This window comes from Rossellomorea sp. NS-SX7, from assembly GCF_052828565.1.
The window spans coordinates 2,255,077-2,275,994 of the sequence record NZ_CM128249.1; the positions used below are offsets into that span (position 1 = coordinate 2,255,077).

The 20,918-nt window shown below is 40.6% G+C and carries 24 protein-coding genes; 7 read left to right on the forward strand and 17 right to left on the reverse strand.

All coding sequences use genetic code 11. The features are described from left to right. Nucleotides 1-90 precede the first annotated feature (90 nt). The 4 genes from ACUXV2_RS11230 (at nucleotide 91) to ACUXV2_RS11245 (ending at nucleotide 3,517) form a co-directional block, all read left to right on the forward strand. Nucleotides 91-870: an undecaprenyl-diphosphate phosphatase gene (locus ACUXV2_RS11230; RefSeq protein ID WP_446243298.1), complete on the forward strand. Its 780-nt coding sequence runs from the start codon at nucleotides 91-93 to the stop codon at nucleotides 868-870. 10 nt (nucleotides 871-880) lie between these two features. Then, nucleotides 881-1,480 carry a DedA family protein gene (locus tag ACUXV2_RS11235; RefSeq protein ID WP_446243299.1) on the forward strand — a complete coding sequence of 200 codons (600 nt, stop codon included), beginning with the start codon at nucleotides 881-883 and terminating at the stop codon, nucleotides 1,478-1,480. Between the two features lie 69 nt (nucleotides 1,481-1,549). Further along, entirely contained in the window at nucleotides 1,550-2,680 is a 1,131-nt protein-coding gene (locus ACUXV2_RS11240) for an amidohydrolase (RefSeq protein ID WP_446243300.1), read from the forward strand. A gap of 282 nt (nucleotides 2,681-2,962) precedes the next feature. Continuing rightward, nucleotides 2,963-3,517 carry a GNAT family N-acetyltransferase gene (locus tag ACUXV2_RS11245; RefSeq protein WP_446243301.1) on the forward strand — a complete coding sequence of 185 codons (555 nt, stop codon included), beginning with the start codon at nucleotides 2,963-2,965 and terminating at the stop codon, nucleotides 3,515-3,517. A gap of 133 nt (nucleotides 3,518-3,650) precedes the next feature. Here the strand turns inward: ACUXV2_RS11245 and ACUXV2_RS11250 are convergent, their stop codons facing one another. Then, nucleotides 3,651-3,800 carry a DUF2639 domain-containing protein gene (locus ACUXV2_RS11250; RefSeq protein ID WP_446243302.1) on the reverse strand — a complete coding sequence of 50 codons (150 nt, stop codon included), beginning with the start codon at nucleotides 3,798-3,800 and terminating at the stop codon, nucleotides 3,651-3,653. 59 nt (nucleotides 3,801-3,859) lie between these two features. Further along, complete coding sequence (locus ACUXV2_RS11255; protein ID WP_446243303.1) at nucleotides 3,860-4,930, reverse strand: undecaprenyldiphospho-muramoylpentapeptide beta-N-acetylglucosaminyltransferase; 1,071 nt, start codon at nucleotides 4,928-4,930, stop codon at nucleotides 3,860-3,862. A 249-nt stretch (nucleotides 4,931-5,179) separates the two neighbouring features. Between ACUXV2_RS11255 and ACUXV2_RS11260 the strand changes: the two genes are divergently transcribed. Continuing rightward, nucleotides 5,180-6,550 (forward strand): MATE family efflux transporter, encoded by a 1,371-nt coding sequence (locus tag ACUXV2_RS11260; RefSeq protein ID WP_446243304.1) that lies wholly within the window; start codon nucleotides 5,180-5,182, stop codon nucleotides 6,548-6,550. Nucleotides 6,551-6,591: 41 nt separating this feature from the next. Here ACUXV2_RS11260 and ACUXV2_RS11265 read toward each other — a convergent pair whose 3' ends face one another. The 4 genes from ACUXV2_RS11265 to ACUXV2_RS11280 all read right to left on the reverse strand — a co-directional run bounded on the left by ACUXV2_RS11265 (nucleotide 6,592) and on the right by ACUXV2_RS11280 (nucleotide 9,388). After that, entirely contained in the window at nucleotides 6,592-7,368 is a 777-nt protein-coding gene (locus ACUXV2_RS11265) for an SDR family oxidoreductase (protein ID WP_446243305.1), read from the reverse strand. A gap of 150 nt (nucleotides 7,369-7,518) precedes the next feature. Further along, on the reverse strand, nucleotides 7,519-8,331 hold the full coding sequence (locus ACUXV2_RS11270; RefSeq protein WP_446243306.1) for a CAP domain-containing protein: 813 nt from the start codon (nucleotides 8,329-8,331) through the stop codon (nucleotides 7,519-7,521). 307 nt (nucleotides 8,332-8,638) lie between these two features. Then, nucleotides 8,639-8,998: a hypothetical protein gene (locus ACUXV2_RS11275; RefSeq protein WP_446243307.1), complete on the reverse strand. Its 360-nt coding sequence runs from the start codon at nucleotides 8,996-8,998 to the stop codon at nucleotides 8,639-8,641. Between the two features lie 117 nt (nucleotides 8,999-9,115). Further along, on the reverse strand, nucleotides 9,116-9,388 hold the full coding sequence (locus tag ACUXV2_RS11280) for a hypothetical protein (protein ID WP_446243308.1): 273 nt from the start codon (nucleotides 9,386-9,388) through the stop codon (nucleotides 9,116-9,118). Nucleotides 9,389-9,457: 69 nt separating this feature from the next. Between ACUXV2_RS11280 and ACUXV2_RS11285 the strand changes: the two genes are divergently transcribed. Then, nucleotides 9,458-9,703 (forward strand): DNA alkylation repair protein, encoded by a 246-nt coding sequence (locus ACUXV2_RS11285; RefSeq protein WP_446243309.1) that lies wholly within the window; start codon nucleotides 9,458-9,460, stop codon nucleotides 9,701-9,703. 59 nt (nucleotides 9,704-9,762) lie between these two features. Here the strand turns inward: ACUXV2_RS11285 and ACUXV2_RS11290 are convergent, their stop codons facing one another. The 3 genes from ACUXV2_RS11290 to ACUXV2_RS11300 are packed head-to-tail and all read right to left on the reverse strand — an operon-like array spanning nucleotide 9,763 to nucleotide 11,348. Further along, nucleotides 9,763-10,110 (reverse strand): DUF2085 domain-containing protein, encoded by a 348-nt coding sequence (locus tag ACUXV2_RS11290; protein WP_446243310.1) that lies wholly within the window; start codon nucleotides 10,108-10,110, stop codon nucleotides 9,763-9,765. Between the two features lie 9 nt (nucleotides 10,111-10,119). Continuing rightward, nucleotides 10,120-10,416, reverse strand: a complete 297-nt coding sequence (locus tag ACUXV2_RS11295; protein ID WP_446243311.1) for a hypothetical protein — start codon at nucleotides 10,414-10,416, stop codon at nucleotides 10,120-10,122. An 11-nt stretch (nucleotides 10,417-10,427) separates the two neighbouring features. Continuing rightward, nucleotides 10,428-11,348: a CobW family GTP-binding protein gene (locus tag ACUXV2_RS11300; RefSeq protein ID WP_446243312.1), complete on the reverse strand. Its 921-nt coding sequence runs from the start codon at nucleotides 11,346-11,348 to the stop codon at nucleotides 10,428-10,430. A 226-nt stretch (nucleotides 11,349-11,574) separates the two neighbouring features. Here ACUXV2_RS11300 and ACUXV2_RS11305 point away from each other — a divergent pair, with 226 nt between their 5' ends. Beyond that, entirely contained in the window at nucleotides 11,575-12,300 is a 726-nt protein-coding gene (locus tag ACUXV2_RS11305; RefSeq protein ID WP_446243313.1) for an AlbA family DNA-binding domain-containing protein, read from the forward strand. Between the two features lie 23 nt (nucleotides 12,301-12,323). Here ACUXV2_RS11305 and ACUXV2_RS11310 read toward each other — a convergent pair whose 3' ends face one another. The 8 genes from ACUXV2_RS11310 to ACUXV2_RS11345 form a co-directional block, all read right to left on the reverse strand. Next, on the reverse strand, nucleotides 12,324-13,259 hold the full coding sequence (locus tag ACUXV2_RS11310; RefSeq protein WP_446243314.1) for an LCP family protein: 936 nt from the start codon (nucleotides 13,257-13,259) through the stop codon (nucleotides 12,324-12,326). A gap of 118 nt (nucleotides 13,260-13,377) precedes the next feature. Then, nucleotides 13,378-14,838 carry a lmo1851 family serine protease gene (locus ACUXV2_RS11315; protein ID WP_446243315.1) on the reverse strand — a complete coding sequence of 487 codons (1,461 nt, stop codon included), beginning with the start codon at nucleotides 14,836-14,838 and terminating at the stop codon, nucleotides 13,378-13,380. A gap of 109 nt (nucleotides 14,839-14,947) precedes the next feature. Then, nucleotides 14,948-15,535 carry a YitT family protein gene (locus ACUXV2_RS11320; RefSeq protein ID WP_446243316.1) on the reverse strand — a complete coding sequence of 196 codons (588 nt, stop codon included), beginning with the start codon at nucleotides 15,533-15,535 and terminating at the stop codon, nucleotides 14,948-14,950. Between the two features lie 84 nt (nucleotides 15,536-15,619). After that, entirely contained in the window at nucleotides 15,620-16,723 is a 1,104-nt protein-coding gene (locus ACUXV2_RS11325) for a GerAB/ArcD/ProY family transporter (protein WP_446243317.1), read from the reverse strand. After that, nucleotides 16,713-17,846, reverse strand: coding sequence for a GerAB/ArcD/ProY family transporter (locus ACUXV2_RS11330; RefSeq protein ID WP_446243318.1), 1,134 nt, complete (start codon nucleotides 17,844-17,846; stop codon nucleotides 16,713-16,715). The genes ACUXV2_RS11325 and ACUXV2_RS11330 overlap by 11 nt, the downstream gene beginning before the upstream one ends. A 16-nt stretch (nucleotides 17,847-17,862) precedes the next feature. Further along, nucleotides 17,863-18,090 carry a hypothetical protein gene (locus tag ACUXV2_RS11335; RefSeq protein WP_446243319.1) on the reverse strand — a complete coding sequence of 76 codons (228 nt, stop codon included), beginning with the start codon at nucleotides 18,088-18,090 and terminating at the stop codon, nucleotides 17,863-17,865. A gap of 2 nt (nucleotides 18,091-18,092) precedes the next feature. Continuing rightward, nucleotides 18,093-19,295 (reverse strand): Ger(x)C family spore germination protein, encoded by a 1,203-nt coding sequence (locus tag ACUXV2_RS11340; protein WP_446243320.1) that lies wholly within the window; start codon nucleotides 19,293-19,295, stop codon nucleotides 18,093-18,095. Between the two features lie 21 nt (nucleotides 19,296-19,316). Then, complete coding sequence (locus tag ACUXV2_RS11345) at nucleotides 19,317-20,903, reverse strand: spore germination protein (protein ID WP_446243321.1); 1,587 nt, start codon at nucleotides 20,901-20,903, stop codon at nucleotides 19,317-19,319. Nucleotides 20,904-20,918 lie beyond the last annotated feature (15 nt).

The following is a 20,918-nucleotide window of genomic DNA, read 5'->3' on the forward strand; positions in this document are numbered from 1 at the left end:
GTGAACTTCCTCATGAAATGCAGCAAGGTTGAATATATGTTAAGTGAGGAGGTTTGTCCGACGTATTTCATATGAAAGGTTCGATGCAAAATGGATAAATTTGAAGCTTTTATTCTAGGAATCATTCAGGGGTTGACCGAGTTCCTCCCCATTTCAAGCACGGGTCACTTATTTCTGGGGAGGTTCGCCTTTGGACTTCAGGAAGCAGGTTTATTTCTTGATACCATGCTGCATATCGGGACACTGGTTGCCGTTCTCGTCTTTTACCAAAAAGAACTTCTCCACATGATCAAGAATCCCTTTAGCAAGCTATCAATGATTCTTCTGGTTGGTACAATCCCTGCAGTGATCATAGGTGTATTGTTTGAGGATTATTTTGACGCGATATCAAAAAGCGGTTCAACGATAGGATGGGAGTTTTTGGCTACCGGTTTAATTATGTTCATGGCGGATGGAGTGAAAAATGGACATAAGAAACTCGATGATATTAATTATTCAGATGCCCTTGTCATAGGAAGCTTTCAGGCAGCTGCCATATTCCCTGCTCTTTCAAGGTCTGGCCTGACCATTGCAGCAGGGCTGTTCAGAAAACTTGACAGAGAGACAGCCGCTTATTTCTCTTTTCTTCTCTCTACACCTGCCATTATTGGGGGAATAGTCTTTCAAGGAAAAGAAATGATCAGCGGCCACGTTGAAGCAATTTCCTTTTCCAGCATGGCAGTCGGTACGGTAACAGCTGCTGTCTTTGGATACGTGGCGATTGTCTCGATGGTGAATTTCCTAAAGAAACACTCGTTGAAACTATTTTCTTATTATGTTTGGGCTCTGGGGATTTTAATCCTTATCCTGCAATATTCAGGCGCAATGTAGGAGGATACAAATGAATCACGAATGGTTAGTCTCAATACTGACTGTACTGACGGATTTGGGGTATATAGGTATAGCCCTGGCACTGATGATCGAGATCATTCCAAGCGAGCTGGTGTTAAGCTATGCGGGTTTCATGGTCAGCTCGGGGAAACTCTCCTTTATCGGTGCTTTTCTTGGAGGAGTAATTGGCGGCACCGCCGCTCAACTTTTTCTATATTGGCTTGGATATTATGGAGGGCGGCCTTTTTTCAAGAAATATGGAAAGTACTTATTCATTTCAGAAAAACATATTGAATCAGCCGAATCTTGGTTTGACAGGTACGGTACGATCGTCGTTTTCACAGCAAGATTCATTCCAGTCGTACGCCATGCCATCAGTATTCCAGCGGGAATCAGCAGAATGTCCTTTACTGCGTTCACACTTTATACGTTTGCAGCTATGCTGCCATGGACACTGTTATTCATGGTCATCGGGATGGAGCTCGGAACTCATTGGGAACATATTGAGGTCATCGGGGTAAGGTACATAAAGCCTCTAAGCATGATTGCGATTGCTGCAACCTGTATGTATCTTTTGATCTCTTATTTACGTAACAAAAAGAGAACGTGACTTCTTTTTTTACAGAAAAATGATTAAAATAAGAATAAGAAACTAACGAGTAAAATGAAAGGATTACCTATGAATTCGATACTTTTAACAAATGCAGCTATCTATCCAGTCACTTCCTCCCCCATCCCAAATGGTTCCATCTTCATTTCGGATGGGAAAATCAAACAAATTTATAACCATAAAGTTGAAGCCCCGGCTAACATCAGGGTGATTGATTGCCAAGGTAAGTATCTATTCCCCGGCTTCATCGATGCTCACACCCACTTGGGATTATATGATGAAGGAACGGGCTGGGCCGGGAATGATGCAAACGAAACGATTGAACCGATGACCCCTCATATCCGTGCATTCGACGGGGTTTATCCTCTTGATCCCGGTTTTACTGATTCGCTTAAATATGGGGTGACTGCAGTGAATGTAATGCCGGGAAGTGCGAATGTGATCGGCGGGACCACATCTGTCATCAAGACCCATGGCTCCTCCATCCGCTCAATGATGATCAAGGAAACATCCGGGTTGAAATTGGCATTGGGAGAAAACCCCAAACGCATTCACAGCAATGGAAATAATGACTCGATTACAAGGATGGGAATCATGGGCATGCTGCGCGAAGCATTTTTCTCAGCCAAGTATTGTGACCAGCCTGAAGAATTAAGGGTAGCTCCGTTGGTTTCCGCTTTGAAAAGGGAGATTCCGGTAAGGATTCACGCTCACCGTGCAGATGATATCCTTTCAGCCATCCGATTTGCAGAAGAGTTCAACCTGGATTTGCGAATCGAGCATTGTACAGAAGGGCATCTTATTGCCAATGAATTTTATGGGAAGAAATTAAAGGTATCCGTCGGCCCGACGTTTACTCGCCGTTCAAAAGTAGAGCTGAAAAACAAAAGCTGGATCACCTATCAAAAATTGACAGAAGCAGGCGTGGAAGTGTCGATTACCACCGATCACCCATACACTCCGATTCAGTATCTGAATATGTGTGCTGCAATTGCCGTCCGTGAAGGTCTTGAAGAGCAGAAGGCATTGGAAGGAATTACGATTCTGCCAGCCAGAAACCTTGGAGTGGAGGATCGAATCGGCTCTCTCGAAGCAGGGAAAGATGCGGACTTGGTCTTATGGAGCCACCATCCATTCCACTTTATGGCCAAGCCTTCCATAACGTTTGTAAATGGAGAGATCGCCTATCAGAATTTGTAGAAATTTGGTATAAAATTTTAGCGAAATTAATCTTTTTCCCTATTCCCTTTTTATAAAAATTCATATATGATACAGAAGGATATATATTTCCGATTACATTGTTCTTACACGCGATCTATTTATAATAGAGCGATTGTAATGGAGGGAAGGCAAAAGGTGCGCCACCAGTTTCTTGACTGGTCTTAGTGGGTTCGATTCCCACCCCGAAATTTTTTAGTTAACTTTTAAAAATTTCGAGGGTGGATTCGTACGCATGAAGACTGCCCTCAAGGAGGGTCTACTATGATCAAGAAACGTGATTTACATGAGTGTCATACTCTTTATGACCTGATGGTGCACCCGGATGTCTTCCCTTTTGTGCGTCAAAAAGCAAACTCGTATGATGAGTTTCTTTTCCTAACAAAACAAACGATCGAAGCAGAAGAAAGAGGAGAGCTGATCTCCCGTACCATCATTGATGAATGGGGCAACGCCATAGGTACCATCAATTTATTCGATATCCAGGAAAATGCAGGCTTTCTAGGCACCTGGATCGGTAAACCTTTTCATGGCAAGGGATATAACAAGCCAGCTAAAGATGCATTTTTCCATGAACTTTTTTATGAACTTGGCATGGAAACCATTTTCATGAGGATTCGTAAAATCAACACGCGTTCTCTGAAAGCAGCACAGAAATTGCCATACGTCGTATGTGCCAATGAAACAAGAAAAGCGATTTATGAACAGTTAAATGCTGTAGAGGAAGTATATGATCTTTATGAAATTCCGAAGGATTTATACACGCTTTATCTGTATCAGACAGTCGAGGAACAGGAAGAGCAGGCAATGGAAGCTTAAAACGGCTCTATATAAGATAAGCCCATCAATCGATTGCCATTTTCGGCAGTCGATTTATTATCGTTCTTACAACGTCGAAAATCAAGAAAGCCGGCTAATATGGTCCATTACAACCATAGAAGCCGGCATTTCATTATTTCTTTTTGTTCAGTTTTTCAAAGTATAAATTTCTTACAACAAAGGTTTTGTAGTTTTCAAGCTTTCGTTTCTCTACCGGATGATAATTGATCCCCAATTTTTTCAGTTCTTTAATATACCATCCTTTAGAATATTGATAACTCATCCCATCCTCTCCCCTACACCGGTTTTTACACTATATGCGGGAAAGGGGATATTCAGTTATTATTTTGACATGGTTGCAAGCTCTTGATACATATCCTGTATCGTATATGCCTTTTGACCGTTTTTCATGTTTGAAAGGATCGTCTCACCGCTTCCTTTCAGTTCATTCACCTTATTCATAAAGCTTTCTTTCGTTAATTCTTCTTCTTCCAGTTTCATCGCGTACCCATGCTTTACAAAAGAGTCTGCATTCAAAATTTGATCCCCCCTGCTGGCTTCCCTTGATAGAGGGATGAGCAGCATAGGTTTCTTCAATGCCAAAAATTCAAAAATGGAATTTGACCCTGCACGTGAAATGACATAATTGGTCATGGCAAGAAAATGCGGGAGGTCCGCTTTAATAAATTCATATTGCTTATATCCTTTTTGAGTCAATGTACCATCTATATTTCCTTTACCGCAAATATGGATGATTTGAAACTGGGTTAACAAATCATCAAGGTTCCCTCTTACGGCTTCGTTGATCTTCCTTGCCCCGAGACTGCCCCCCATGATCATAAGGACGGGCTTATCTTCATAAAATCCTGACAGCCTCTTTCCTTCTGCAGCATCACCATTGAATAATTCCTCACGTATGATGGCACCGGCACATAGAGATTTCTCCTCAGGAAGTGCTTTTACTGTTTCGGGGAAGGTCGTGAATATTTTTGTAGCGAACGGCACTGCCAATTTGTTGGCCAGTCCCGGTGTGACATCCGATTCATGGATCGCAACAGGCACTTTTGCCATTTTTGCAGCCATCACGACAGGCACAGATACAAACCCGCCTTTAGAAAATATGATATCTGGTTTTGTTTTGCGGATAACGGAAAAAGCATCCATTACTCCTTTCATCACCCTGAACGGATCGGTAAAATTCTTCCAGGAGAAATAACGTCTCAGCTTACCGCTTGATATACTTTCATAAGGGATGTGAGGGAATTGATCCGTTATGATTTCTTTTTCAATTCCATCTTCGGATCCTATGTAGGTCACTCTCCAGCCTTCTTTTTCAAAATGAGGGATTAATGCTGTGTTCACTGTAACGTGTCCGGCCGAACCGCCGCCTGTAAATAATATATGCTTGTTCATGTATATGTACTCCTATCTCGTCATTGTCTGTATCATTTTAAACTATCATTATACACTTTATCAAAAATGCGCCCAGGATAGAACAATGAATTGTTCTTTCCTTTATTCCCGCAAGAAATAGTAATCACACTGGAAATTTTTCGTTACTTACTTTCGAATTATTATGGTACAGTATGATAGTGTATTTAATGATACTTAGGGCATTATTTTAATTAAATTTGAAACAAACGTAAATAAGGAGTCAGACCTATGAAACAGACATATAACTTGAAAGGAAAGCTGGGGCAGCTTTCCTTGATTTTAATCCCTATCCTGGTTACTCAACTTGGCATGTTTGCCATGAATTTCTTCGATACGATCATGTCGGGTCAATTCTCCCCGACCGACTTGGCCGGCGTCGCAATTGGATCTTCGCTTTGGGTACCGGTCTTTACCGGTTTGAGCGGGATCCTGCTTGCCGTGACCCCGATTGTCGCCCAATTGATCGGTGGCGGAAAAAGGAAGGAAGTTCCCCATACCGTTTTTCAGGGAGTCTATGCGGCCATTTTTCTTTCATTCATCGTCATTTTTATCGGGATGATTGTAATCGATCCCATCCTTAACGGCATGAACCTTGAAGAAAATGTACATCGGGTGGCAAAAGAGTATTTAATTGCACTATCAATCGGGATGATTCCTTTGTTTATCTATAATGTATTGCGATCATTCATCGATGCTCTGGGTTTAACAAGAGTGACCATGTTCATCACCTTATTGTCCCTCCCGATAAATGTATTCTTAAATTATATATTGATTTTTGGGAAACTCGGCATTCCTGCAATGGGCGGTGTCGGGGCAGGCTACGCTTCTGCCATTACGTATTGGGTCATTACCATCATTGCGTTTTGGGTGATCCACACGAAAAGTCCTTTTTTGGAGTTCTTCATTTTTAGATCTCTGCAAAAGCCCAACATCAGTAAATGGAAAGAAATCTTTAGAATCGGCGTTCCCATCGGTTTATCCATCTTTTTTGAAGTGAGCATCTTTTCTGCCGTTACATTGTTGATGAGTGAATATAAAACTGCAGTCATCGCCGCTCATCAGGCAGCACTCAATTTTGCGTCATTTTTGTACATGATCCCTTTAAGCATCTCAATGGCACTAACGATTGTCGTAGGATTTGAAGTGGGTGCAAAACGGCTCAAGGATGCTAAAATATACAGTTGGATGGGTGTCAGCATCGCTCTAATACTCGCTGTATGTTATGGTGTGATTTTATACGTCTTCCGCACTGAAATTTCGTATTTATATACGGATGATCCTTATGTTCTTGAACTGATTGGACATTTCCTGTTATATGCTGTATTTTTTCAGCTTTCCGATGCGATACAGGCACCAGTACAGGGAGCTCTACGCGGGTATAAAGATGTGAATATCACCTTTATCATGGCGTTGATTTCCTATTGGGTAATCGGTCTCCCACTGGGATATTTATTGGCCAATTACACAAATTTCGGTCCCTATGGTTATTGGCTCGGCCTTACTTCCGGCTTGACCGCGGGTGCTTTGACCCTTACAGGCAGATTGCTTCTTATCCAAAATAAATTCAGAAGAGTCTATATGAAAGAAATGAAAGCATAACAAAAGAGATTCGCTCAGGCTAGAGCGAATCTCTTTTCGTTTCAATTATGAAAAATTTTCCCCAGGACATCTTTGCCCCCGGTAACCGGGATGACCGTTCCTGTAATAAAATCGGACTCTTCCCTGCATAGGAATTCTATGACCCTTGCCAAATCTTCTCCGGTACCGGGGCGTCCGACAGGAGTGGAAGGATCCTTCTTTTTTATAGCATGTTCAATTTCATCTTCTTTCCATTCACCCACGATATCACCGGGACAAACCATGTTAGCCGTGATTCCATTCCCCGCTTCCTCGATCGAAATTGTTTTTGTGAACGAAGCAAGCCCTGCCTTTGCTGCGGCAAAAGCAGAACGGTATATCCAGCCCGGGGAGGTTTCAACCCGGTCATAGCCAAAAGTGATGATCCTGCCCCAATTCCTTTCCCGCATTTTAGGAATTAATAATCGGGTTAAATAAAATACGCTGCTCAGATTTCCATTTACTATGTAATTCCATTCTTCTGGTGAATATTCATCAAATGTTTTTCTTTCTTTGACATAAGGTCCAGCATTATGGATCAAGATATCAATTCCATCAGATTCTTTGTTTATCTTTTCTGCCATTCTTTCACAGTCAGCGGGAATTGACACATCCCCTTTGATGGCATAGACTTCATTCCGGTATCTTTCGCGTAATTGCTTGACGAAGTCATTTACATGGGTTTCATCATTTCTGAAGTTAATGAATACTTTATATCCGTTCTTTGAAAATTCTATCGCTGTGCGGCTTCCAATTCCTTTAGCACCGCCAGTTATCAGAACTGATTTGTCTTTGTTCACCAAAATCCACTCCACAAAATCTCTTTATATTACCATACTAAGAATCATTTCAATGAAATGCAAATATTAGCTGTCCACATCTCTGATTTAGCGAAAAAATTCAAATGAAAAAGCAGCCCCTTTTAGGAGCTGCTCAAAATCAATCATATCTTATTTAGAAATGAATTGCTGTGTCCAATAGTGGCCATCTTCAACATATCCTACACCGATGTGAGTGTAATTTGAGCTTAAGATGTTTTTACGGTGACCGTCACTGTTCATCCAAGCTTGTACTACTTCTTCTGGAGTAGGCTGACCCATCGCAATATTTTCACCTGCTGAAGAATATTCTACGCCGAATTGCTTCATCATATCAAATGGAGAGCCGTATGTCGGGCTGTCATGAGAGAAGTAATTATTTTCTTGCATGTCTTTTGATTTTGCTTTTGCAACTTTACTTAACTCTGCATCCACTTTAAGAGCAGGCAATCCTTGTTTTGCACGCTCTTGGTTTGTTAGTTCCACAACTTTTTGCTCATACTGGCTTAACTCACCAGTTTCAGCTGCAGGCTGTGCTTGTTGTTCCTGAGCCTTCGGCTGTGCTTGTTGTTCCTGAGGTTGTACAGGAGCAGGCGCTTCTGCTTCAGGTGCCTTTTGTTCAGGTGCAGGTGCTTCTGATTTTGGTGCCTGCTGTTCAGGTGCAGGTGCTTCTGATTTTGGTGCTTCTGCTTTTGGCGCTTCCTGTGGTTGTGGCGCTTGGCCTTTCAAGCAATCTTGGATGTTGAGATTCTGACCATTTACATTATATTTTGATAGAATGTCTTGAATATATTTATTTAAATCTTCTTGATTACCATTTAATTGAAGAGTTTGTACCTTTGTTTTTACTTGCTCTGGACTTGCAGCGTCAGCACTTCCTGCTGCTAATGGAGATGCTAATAATGTTAATGCTGTTGCTGCTGATAACATTTTTTTCTTATTCATAAAGATGAATTCCTCCTTGGTGAATGTGTTGTTTTCTTGCTGCACATTCATCATAACACCCTTTTTTTGTTACATTTACGGGAGGAAATGGTAACTGGATTTAAATTGTCCATTTTTGAAAGTCAATTTCTCTAGCAAGCTGGCAATCTAAGATAAATAAAGGATTTGCATCATTTACTTTCATTTCCGTCAAATGAATATTTTGACTCACGGCACTAAAATTTACCGTGAAAAGAATATTGACACACAAAAAAATTAGGTCTTTTTGTAACGGATATTACAAATCAGCGTCAAAAATCAGGGTATTTTATCCCATTAAAAAACTTTCTTTGCATGGTTCATCTCTTTTTACACTCATATAACCCACTACTTCAAATCCTAAACCTTTTAATTGTCTCACTCCGACATTGCACTCGACGGAAGAATGTCCAATCACGACAATTGGTCCATCAGGGATTTCATGATAATAACGCTTTAAATATCCACAAGGGATTGCCAGGGCTTGATCGCAGTTTGATTTATATGAATCCTGATAATCACGGACATCTATGACGATGTGAGAACCATCCACTTCCTTCTCACTCATCCTTTTTACACGAACAGGTGCATAGCGATAGTACACCATATAGGAAAGTACACTAAAAGAAATAAGCATAATAAAAAGCATACTGTATCATCCTTTTCAATAATCTAAGTTGTATTATATACCTTATCGGGTATAAAGAAAAGGAAAAAGTCTTGAACTAAAAATAATCTGAATTCAATGTGTTGTATTAATTCCCGGCTACTTCAGTTGTTGAAGCAGCTCTACATGTAATCGGATCAATTCAACTTTGGTATCAGAAGATAAATCGGACTGGATGATCCGCTTTGAGGCTGATACATATTTATCGTGAATTGGCTTTCTTGCGCGCGGATGACTGTTTTCGTCAAGCAGCTCCCGCTTAATGGTTTCCATTAGGATCTCTTCGGCAGAACTATTCTCTGAAAGCAATATTCTATTTTTCCATATTGTTCGATATTCTTCAAGCAGAAATTGATATGTATTTGTACTCACCATTATCCTCCTTCACATATTTATTATTCAGCTGAGCATACTAGAAAAAAACAAGGAAAGGTGATTGTTATGACTACACCCTATCGCTGTCCGAATTGCAGGACGAACCGAACAAGATTTAATATCATTCAACAAGTACCACAAAGTGTGAAATTGGATCCTCAATCAGGACAAGTTGTCCAGCAGTATGATGAAGGGAATCTTGATCCTTTTCACCTCGCCTATAATGGTCCAGGGCTGAAAGTGCAATGTGCTGCATGCGGACTTGTAGAAGATGAAATGACATTCAAGAAATTTGGTGAAAGTAATTTGTAAGGCAAAAGGGTTAACCATTTCAGGTTAGCCCCTTTTTTCATCTCAGGAGTGATCCGGAATCACAAGCTTAAAATCACATCGATTAACTTGCGCGAGAAATACACGATTCCAGTCGCCAGACCCCATCCAAACATTATGCCTGTTGTCAGACGCAAAAAATTATTACTCAACCGCCATCTCTTCATTTGAGTATATCCATCAATGATCATCGGGATCATCAAAAGTCCCCCGCCTGCCAAGATGAAAACAGAAATTAAACAAAACCAGTTAACAATGATGCCTATCACCATTCCTGCCACTATGCCCATACAGCGGAAACATAATGGGAACTGATAATTCCCTGCAACAAATGAGCGCTCGGGCATCCGATGACATGGCATGAAAGACAGGCTAATGAATAGTTTCATAGAATCCTCCTACGGAGTGCAGTCAGGTCCGCAATCAAATGAATCACAATCCAGGGATTTCTTACCCACACCGGAAGAAGGCAGACAATCAGGCATGTAGATCCCGCAATCCCAGCAGTCATTTGTTGATTTCCTTCCTTTTTGTCTTTGATAACGGTATACCGTCAAAGCAAATAATACGATGCTGATGATAAGCAGTGATAGAAAGATACTCAATTGAAATGTAGTCTCATAAATGAATAAACCGTATAATCCGGCCAGAAACAAAATCAGTTCTAAACTAAAGAGCAGAAATACCATACTCACACCCCGCGTCCTTATAAATAATCGATTTCTTCAAGTGATCGTATAATATTTGTTTTATGTAGCCCTTCTCCGATTATGACAAAGTTAGTCTTATATTTCATATCAGCCTGCATGAAAAGCGGCATTCCATAAGAATATTGAAACATCGTCGGATATTTTTTGCCTTTGAGCGGGATGTAGCCTTTCATTCTGTAAATCGTGTCAGCCTGTTGTTTCACCCATTCTTCGAAGACTTCACCATCAACCTCACCTTTAAACGTATATACCACTGCCTGAAGAGCAAGGTGCTGCCCTATCGAAGCTTTATCATATTCATTTATATCTATTCTCGTTGTTGATGATGAAAGAATATCAGTCATCGGTACTTTTGCGTAATTCGTTAAAAAAACTTTCGCATTCGCGTTTAATTGCTGTAATTCATAAATGAACATCCCCTGCTCCATTTCAGTCAGCAGATCTACCTTATTCGCTATGATAAATTGAGCATGCCGGATCTGTTCCCTCATCAGATGCAATACTGACGGACTGAATTGCGATCGGCTCTTCCACTGCTTACCATCCACTACCGTGATGATTCCCTTGAATTCGAATTTATCTGCAAACAATGGTGAAAGGATCGAATCCACTACTTCTACCGGATGCGCCGCCCCTGTTGTTTCAATAATGAGTACATCAAATTGTTCAGTGACTAACAGCCCTTGTAATTGCGCTTCCAGCTTTTCTGATATGGTACAACATATACATCCGTCCAACAGTTCCCTCATTGCTGTGTCTTCTTCCACTGCATCACTGTCGATCGAAACGCTGCCAAGTTCATTCATCAAAACAGCCGGCTTTTTATTTTCCATTTTTAATGCGTGAAGTACTTCTTTTAATAATGTTGTTTTTCCACTTCCAAGAAAACCGGATAATATAAAGACATCTTTTTTCATCTGTTGTTCCTTACCTCTCTTTACTTCAATCTACATTTCTTCATTCTATATAAAACCTTAACTAAATACAATGACATACCAATCCTTCATTGATTGTTCTAAGGGCTGCCAGGGAAGTTATATAATAGAAGAAAGCCGGTTTCTACTGGATGATATGAAATGGACCTGATGAACATAATGGCTGGTTCCGAAAACACTAACCACTATTAGAAGGGCGGGATTTTCTTTGTTCTATGAAAAAATTGTACCGTTAAAGCTGCGGGATTTTTTAAAGAATCCTTCCCACGAAACGTTAAAAGATCTATTACTTCATAATACAGGAGAAACTGACTATGTCGATTTCAAATCAGATTGGATCGAAGTCTCCAAGCTTGCTAAGCATGTTTTGGCCATTTCCAATTCAGGAGGAGGCTGTATCATTATCGGGGTGATGCAATATGATGATGGATCCATTGAGTTGAAAGGATTATCTGAAGAAGAGTTTCTGGATAAAGCTGATGTAGATAATAAACTTCAGCATATGCTTCCTAAATATTTGCGATATCGGACAGAGGATTTTATCTTCACCGAGAACATCCATCCCCTTTTGAGCATGAAACGATTTCAAGTGCTGATCATCGATTATGATCCCAGATATGTTCCCTATACTTCTATTGTGACAAGAGGAGAGCTTCGATATGGGGCCATCTATGTCCGCCAAGGGACCAAGACCATCGAAGCAACCAATGAAAAACTGGTAGATGTGATTCTGAGGAAAGTACAATCAGGAGGATCAGACAGTGACGAACGAACTCTACAGGAACACCTGGAGCACCTGAAAATACTTCAATATGAGTATGATCATTCTGATGACGATAAATATAAGAAATATTTATATCAATTGATCATTAGGAAAATGAAGCGCATTGAACACTTTCTGGATATAGACAAATCGGAATTTTTCCCTTCATAAAGAAGTTGGCAGACTTATTCATATTAACGAATGAACTCATTCAATGCATTAAGGTTTACATGCTCATCCATCTCCAACACTTCTCCTGCCCCAGGTTTTGATACGTTTTGGTAACTTCCTTCAACAGGTATACGGATGGTTTCTACATTATCAATCGGATGAAACATGAATGATAGCCCGTGTTTCATTACCTGGTCAATCCGAAACGTTGTTTCAACGTTTTCAAAGCCTTCACGAATCAATTCAACAGCAGTTGAGATGCCATTTCCAGATTTTATCTGATTCATGATATTTTTTTCAGCGAGGGCAATGATTTCCTGCTGGCGCTCCACCCTTCCGAAATCACTCGATATGTCACCTCTATATCGGACATATTGCAAGATTTCTTCTCCCTTAAGCAATTGCTTGCCGGGATCTTTAACCCACTTCCAATGGTTGATCATTCCTTCATTAATCGTAACCTGAACACCTTCAGGGAAGATGATACCCATCATATTTACGAAGTCTTGGAAATTCAGGTTGACGGTGTGGTGTATCTCAAGATTAAAATTTTGCTGCAGCGTCTTTTTCACTAAATCGTTCCCGCCCCAGGCATAGGCATGGTTTATTTTGCTTTTCCCATAACCGGGAATGTCGACATATGTGTCCCTCATGATGGAAATAAGTTTGATCGTCGTATGATTGGGAACATACTGAGCAATCATTAACACATCTGCTCTCTCAGCTTCATTCTTTCTCTGATCTGAACCAACTAAGAGTACATTGATGGACTTACCTTTGTCATTATCACTTAATGGAAAGATGGAGTCCGTTCTTTCTTGATTGATATCTGTACTCTTCACACCTGTTTCTTCTTGCATTTGTGTTATTTCAGGCGGTGCGGAGGAATCATTCATCACTACATATATTATGAATGTAAAGGCCAATACAAGCGTAATTGCTGACCATTTTTTAAACATCGACTATCACCTCTGACTTTACTATCATTGTTGGTCATATGCATTTCTTCTATACAAGTAAGTAAGAGGAAATGAAAAAGACCTCAGGGAACATCCCCGAGGTCTTTACAAAAGTGTATTATTTTAATACCTCAACGGCTTTTTTGAATTGAGGATCGTTATCTTTCAGTTTCTGACGGAGCTGATCCATCAATTTCACCGTTGTCTCGCCTTTTAGTACACCTGTAGCTTCTAGCTTATTGTTTTCCTGGAATTGCTGTACAGCTTTTTTCGTATCTTCATCGAAATAGCCGTCCACGTTTCCTGGATTCAGTTCCAAGGCATCCAACATTTGTTCCGCAGCTTTCACATTGTCGGACATATCACTTTCTTTTAACTCTTTATCTGGATTGATGAAGGGAAGCTGAGCGTAGTCAGGCATTTTCACTTCATGATCCGGCGTGATCCCTTTTTCATGAATCCAATTTCCATTTGGCGTCAGCCATTTGGCTGTAGTAAATTTCATATTCGAACCGTCATCAAAATCTTCTGCGGTTTGAACGGTCCCTTTCCCAAAGGTTTTCGTCCCGACCAGAGGAATATTATTGGATTCACTTACTGCAGCAGCTAAAATTTCTGAAGCACTTGCACTGCCTTCATCAACCAGGATCGCTGTCGGTACATTTACTTTCTGGCCGCCTTCAGAAACAAATTTCTCTACTTTTCCATTATGGTCTTCAACTTGGAAGAGCACCTCTCCCTCAGGTACAAAAAGGTTGGAAATCTTGATTGCCTGATCCAATAACCCTCCCGGATTTTGCCTCAGATCCAGCACGAGCTTTTTCATGCCCTTATCCTGCATCTCATTTAAAGCCTTGACCAATTCTTTATACGTGTTTTCAGAGAAGCTTGTAATCTGGATCTCAGCGACTCCATTGTCCTTCATTTCAGCATAGACGGTTTCAATCGGAATCTCATCTCTTGTAATGGTGACTTCCATCGACTTTTCTTGACCTGGGCGCTGAATCGTCAAGGTTACCTTCGTTCCTTTTTCACCGCGGATCAAAAGGACTGCGTCCGTAACCGACATACCCTGGATACTTTCCCCATCCACTTTCAGGATTTTATCGTTTGGCTGCAAACCTGCTTTTTCAGCAGGAGAGCCTTTGATAGGGGAAACAATCGAGATATATCCATCTTTTTCTTGTATCTCTGCACCGATTCCTTCAAATGAGGAAGAAATGCTTTCCTGGAATTTTTTAGCTTCATCCTGATTCATATAATCGGAGTAAGGATCACCCACGCTTTCAAGCATGCCGTTGATCGCTCCATTGACCAGTGTTTCGTTATCCAGATCTTTATAATATTTCTCATTTAACTTATCGTAAGCTTCATAAAGCTTATTAAACTCCGATCGTTCTGTGACACCTACATTTACTGCCTTTTCATCCCCGAATGCCAATGCGAAGGTCGTAATTCCAGCGGTAGCAAATACTAGAAAAAAGAGAAGCATCACAAATTTGAATTTTTTTATTTTCAGATAACTTGATTGATTTTCTTCCTGAGTGACTGACTGTTCTGTTGATTTATCCTGTTCCAAGGCTTCCACCACTTTCATTGCTATGTATCTGAAGAATTATCGTTAAGAATATCATGAATCTCCACTACGGACAATCCGATAACTTCTTTATTCTATCAGCTTTTATCACTTAGCGAAAGGAATATCCATCACTATCCTTATGATGCGTCAAAATCGTCGTAAAAAAACCTACAGTACTTATGGCGAATAACGAATATAAAAATGATTCCAGTCCTATAATGGACCAGCCAATCAGCAAAACGATGCTGTCAATCACGAAAATCAACTTGCCGGCATTAAAACCGAAGCTTTTACTGATCAGCTGGGCAAGCAAATCTGTACCTCCTGTCGCTGAATCGCTTCTTAACATCAGTCCAATCCCCACCCCTACCAAAGTGCCGCCAACGAGAGCGCTGAACAAGGGAGGAAGAACATAGAAATCATGCCACTGATAAAAAAAGTCGATCATAAAAGAGGACAGCCATAGCCCGTGTATACTGTTATAAAAAAGGGTTCGATCTTTAAAATAGGCAATCACATATAATGGTATGCTCAACAGGATGATTGTAAGCCCGGGCATGAACCCGAACCAATAATGAAAGATCAACCCGATACCAATCATGCCGCCATCGAGAAAATGATACGGCACAAAATACAGATTGATCCCAATACCTATCAGAATGCTTCCTATCACCAGAATAAAGAATCCCTTGAACATCAATATTCCCCCAATAAATAAAACATTTGGACAGACTCTTTTATTATTGTTTATGAGGGAAGGTGACAAAAAAGTATTACTATTTTACCCGGAGGACTCAGGAAACTTCATCTTTCTGACCTTTATGACCATCAGAGTCAATAGCGGCATTCCGATACCGAATATTAATTTATACGACAATGATATTTTGATAAATTCAGTAAAGTATGCGCTGCTCGGATATACGATATTGCCTAAATACCATAAAATAATCCCCATCGGCAGAGCAACAAGGTTTACGTTTTTCACTGAAAATAAAGAGCATATTCCGGCACAGCTCACATAGTAGGTAATAAGCAATTTAACAAACAGGCTGATGATCCATATTGCAGCTATGAGCACCTCGAATCTCTGGAGAAAATCTGCAATATTGATTTGCTTTGCTAATAAAAATGTAGGGTACGCATACATGGAAGCTACCTGGACTCCCAGAACACCAATGACCCAAATCGTCAAAACAACTAATAATCCCCCGCCTATCATAGAACCTCTGATCATCATCTTAGTCACATTGACTTCAGTATTCACATGAGGAATGAGGATGAGAAATGCAATAAACTCCAAAAAGGGCAATGAAAGGAACGGCAGTGAATAGTGAAGAATGTTCTTGATCCCGGACTCCCCAATTGGCTCAAAATGGGACAGCTCTATATCCGGGAGCAGTAACAAAGCAAATAGTACAAAAAGTAAGATAAATGTAGGAAATACGATTTCTGCTAATCTTGATATGACTTCCAGCCCCTGTTTCACTCCGTAAACGATTGGCAAAAGAAACAGCAGATGAATATATTCTTTCGGGGTTTCGATCATGATTGATTGTGTAACGAAATCGCCCATATTGCTAAGGACTTGTGCACTGAGGAAAAAGAAGAATAGGAAGTATAGGATATTCACAAACTTACCCAGCCATTTCGTAAATATTTGTTCATTTGCCTCATAAATGGTTTTGTTAACAATCACTTTTGACAACTTTATGTAAAGCAGCACGATCAAGATGCCAAACATCAAGCCGATGATCCCTGAAATCCAGCCATCATTCTTGGCCTGAATTAACGCAGGCGGAATCAACAATATGGAACTGCCGCACGTAAACAGGATGACGAGGATCTGGAGCTGTCCAGATGATATGAATTGTTTCTCAGTTTGCATTTCCTTCAACCCCTTTACTTGCAATCGCATCCTTTTTATTCTTCAACTTGATAATTATAAGAGTGCATAAAGGAATGACCAGCCCGAATAGAAGGGAATATGAAAGGATTACCTCAGTGACAAACATTGAAAAAAAGGCTGTATTGGGATAGATGTAAACTGAAAAATACAACACACTCACCCCCACTGGATAAAGGAGTATCTTTTTATTTTTGAGAGCGAATACTTCACTCAACCCAATGACTGTAGCATAAAAGCAGATTGCCACCTTAAAAAACAAACTGATGATCCACACCGCTGCAGCTACCACTTCCACCCTCTGTAAAAAGTCAGCAATGTTTATCTTCTTTGCCAGTACATAAGTCGGGAATTGTACCAGTGAAGAAAAAGAATACCCCATTACGATAAGGGTCAGAAAGGTGATGAATACCAGGATGAATCCTCCCAATAAACCGCCTATAAAAAAGGCTCTTCCGACTTCCTTTCTTTCATTTACATGTGGGGCGATCATCATAAGGATGAACAATTCCAAATACGGTACAGTCAATATGGAAAATGAACCACTCAAAACAGGTTTTACCCCTTCCCCTAGTACAGGCTCTATATTTCTAAATTCCCCTTCCGGAATCAAGAAAAGGATTAAAAACACCAATAATATCAGAAAGGTAGGATAAATCACTTGCGCAGACCTTCCGATCACCTCAAGACCTTTTGAGACCCCGTAAAGGATCGGCACCAGAAATAATAAATGAATATACATCTTTGGTGTTTCGATCATGATCTGTGTGGTCATAAAATCTCCCATATTACTAACCACTTCACATGTTAGAAAGAAGATGAAAAAAGAATAGAAGAGAGAAACCGTCTTTCCGATGATCTTTCCATATGATTTTTCGAAGATCGAGAACAACGTGTCATCAGGACAAACTTTCATCATGCTCATGTATAGCAGCATGATACCCGCCCCAATGGCCATCCCGACGAGACCTGATATCCACCCGTCATGCTTACTCGCCTGGATCAAAGCCGGAGGGACTAACAGAATGGAACTGCCAATGGAAAAGAAAAGGACTAATAGTCTGAATTGTTTTGATGATATCTTTTCTATCGTGCTGCGATCCATATTATCTCTCCTAGTCCTATTTAAACAAACTGTTAATCCATTGTGTCATCGGTTTGAACAGGAAGATGACAGCATTCAATGGATTCGGGATTTCAAACTTGAAAGCATCGGCAGCAAAGAGGGCAATACCGAATGCGAGAATCCCGGAATAGACAATTAACTCTTTACGGCTTTTCTTTAATTCCCGGAAATCAACCAAGAACATCAATATCGATATAACGAGGATTATAAGTAAATTGACCATAATCAGCCCCCATTTTCACTAAGTGACTTCCCGAGTGAACCTGTGTTTCTAACTTTTGCAGATACCTTTATTTCATATTGGATTTCAGGAAACAAATCTGCCCATCTCTCTTTATTTTCCCGCCAGTAAGCTGGTTCTTTTCGATGAACGACACTGCCGAAACCAAGAGTATCTGATTTAAATTCCTCTTGTGAGACGGTGATAGTATCTTTGATTTCCGACTTTATCTTCTTGGCTAAATCTTTCTCAATCTCTTCTAAAATCTTTAAATCCGAGGGATCAAGTTTGCACTCCACATCCACAAGATTCCCCTCTGCTTCTACATCAATCTTGATTTTCGGTTGACCGTTGATCAATTTGGCCGTCATATTGGCATTTGTTCTGATAATTTCCACAGTAAGGTTTCCTTCTTTGTTCATGGGGCATGACAAAAGTTCTGATGTACTTTTCATCCTGCCCTGTGAATAGTTGTACCCTTTACTTTGGTTCTCGTTGAACCATCCCATGATTCTGCTTTCTTTAAAAACTGCCAGATTATCAAGCTTCAGGTACGTTTTGGGATCTGATGTTTCTGTATTTGGGACCTGTGAGCCTTCCTCTGCATCCCCCAGCACACTGACTCCTGAAATGACTAGTTCCTTTCCCTTGGTTTTGAGATCTTCCAAAATCTCATCGAATTCATAAACGGTAGTGGTTCCGAGATTCTCGTTTGAGGCAGCAAGCATGGATTTCAGTGCCAGCGCAGGAATCGGTTCAAGATAGGTGAGCGTAGTCATGACCTCTTTTGCACTGTTTTCTTTTGAAATCAGCACGTTGAAATCTGTTCTAAAATCATGGTCTCTTATTAAAGGATCTAAAAACTTCGATATGTCCTCTTTCACAACCCCTTCCTGCAGGACCAAGAGCTGAACATGTGCAAAATACGTTTTTCTCGGTGTTGCCTTGGTCAACTTTCTCCATGCTGAAAATAATGTCTTCCCTTCCGATGAAATCGTACGGACCGTTGAACCGACAGCACCCTTTTTAGTGGCTTCTGAAGAAACGGTAGGGTTGATCAACTGCACGGTGAACCGATAGCCATCATCCGTTTTATCCAATCCAATCGCTAAGGCGATGACCAATTCACTAAGCTCTCGTCTATTCCAGCAACCGGTCACTAGATTCAGGACCAATAATAAGATTATGGAAACTTTGAGTATCTTCATCATTTCACCTCTCTGGTCCTCTTACTCATCAGGAGATTTTTTTATTGTTTGCTGTCTTGTCAGATTTGTCTGATTGATCAGCCTTGGCCTTGTCTTCAGCCATTTTAACGGCAAATGGAAGATGGAATCCCTTTGATCTGACTGATTATATGGGGCAATCGGAGACATATACGGGATTCCGAATGACCGCAGACTGCAAAGATGTATGACCATAATGAACAATCCTACCGTGACACCGAATAAACCAAACGTTGCAGCGAGCGTCATAAATACAAATCTCAGTCCACGCACTGCAATGGCAAGATTGTACGCAGGAAAGACGAAAGTTGAAATGGCGGTTATGGCAACAACAATGACCATTGCAGGAGTGACAAAACCCGCTTCCACCGCTGCCTGTCCAATAACCAAAGCCCCCACGATCGATATCGCCTGTCCTACCGCTTTAGGCATCCGGATACCAGCTTCTCTAAGGATTTCAAATGTTACTTCCATGATCAATGCTTCCACGAAGGCTGGAAAAGGGACTCCTTCCCTTTGTGCCGCCAGTGTGATCATCAAGGGTGTAGGAATCAATTCCTGGTGAAACGTTTTAATCGCAATGAATAAAGAAGGGCTCAATAAAGCAAAAAAGAAAGCCACATAACGAAGTAATCTTATGATCCCAAAATCAGAGCGCTGGTAGTAATCCTCTGCTGATTGGAAGAATTGCGGAAAAACAACTGGAACCAACAACACAAAAGGGGTCCCGTCCACTAATATCGCCACTCTCCCTTCCAGTAGACCGGCAGCTATCACATCAGGCCGTTCAGAATTAAAAATTGTAGGAAAAGGAGACAGTGTACTGTCTTGTATGAGTTCTTCGATGTATGCGCTTTCCAATATCCCATCAATATCAATTTCACTTAATCTTCTTCTTACTTCGCCTATAATATCTTCACTTGCGATTCCTTTGACATACATAATACTGACGTCAGTCTGAGTGAACCTTCCGATCAGATTGCATTCAACTCTTACATCAACGCTCTTAATCTTTCTTCTGATAAGACTCGTATTCGTCCTGATATCTTCAGTGAAGCCTTCCTGCGGTCCCCGAACAACACTTTGCGTCTTCGGTTCGGTTACATCTCTTTTATTAGGATCTTTGGTTTTTGCTATGACAGCACGTTTATACCCATCAACAAGAATGGCGGAGTCTCCTGAGAGAATCGCAGAAAACAATTCACTGAATTGTTCACAATAACCTATATCTCCTATCGTCATGATGGAGTCACCCAATATTGAGATGAAGTCACTGTGATGCTCTTCTTCTATATACTTTTCAGACCATTCCATCACCGACTTAATGACACTGTCCTGGATTTGCTGTGCCCCTGATAACCCATCAATATAAATAACGACCATTTTAAGTCGAGGATGGGGCTGGATGTTCCTTATGATGATATCTCCACTCTCTCCCAGTTTACTCTTTAGATAAGTTACATTTTTATCCAGAACTCGATCTATGGATTGAAATTCCTCATCACTCATATAATCATCGACTGCAATCGGTTCTTCCCTTTTATACTTAGGATTTTTTTTCTTTTTTGGTATGATCTTTATCGGAGACATGCATGTATCCCCCCT